Annotated in this window: 1 protein-coding gene; it reads left to right on the forward strand. The window is 63.1% G+C overall.

Annotation, left to right across the window (positions count from 1 at the left end):
- On the forward strand, positions 1–515 hold a 515-nt coding region (locus LN415_10025), incomplete at both ends, for an NADH-quinone oxidoreductase subunit L (GenBank protein ID MCJ2557408.1).

The raw sequence follows: 515 nt of genomic DNA on the forward strand, positions 1-515 counted from the left end.
ATACCCGCTACTTCGGCTACCTGGGCCTGTTCACCTTTTCCATGAACGGCATCGTCCTGGCCCACAGCCTGATGATGATGTTCATATTCTGGGAGCTGGTGGGTCTGAGTTCCTACCTGCTCATCGGGCACTGGTTCGAGAAGGATTCCGCCGCCAGCGCCGGCAGGAAGGCCTTCCTCACCAACCGGGTGGGTGACATCGGCATGTTCATCGGCATCATGCTTTTCTGGACGGCCACCGGCACGTTCACTTTCCACGGCCTGTTCGAGGCGGTGGACGTGGAGGGGGCCAACCTGTTTGCCGGGCAGGCTACCCTTTTGACGGTCGCCGGGATCATGGTGTTCATGGGTGCGGTGGGCAAGTCGGCCCAGTTCCCGCTGCACATCTGGCTGCCCGACGCCATGGAAGGCCCCACGCCCGTCTCATGCCTCATCCACGCCGCCACCATGGTGGCCGCCGGGGTCTACCTGATGGTGCGCATGTTCCCCGTCCTGACGCCGGACGCCCTGCTGTTC

The organism is Candidatus Thermoplasmatota archaeon, assembly GCA_022848865.1.
Lineage (GTDB): Archaea > Thermoplasmatota > Thermoplasmata > RBG-16-68-12 > JAGMCJ01 > JAGMCJ01.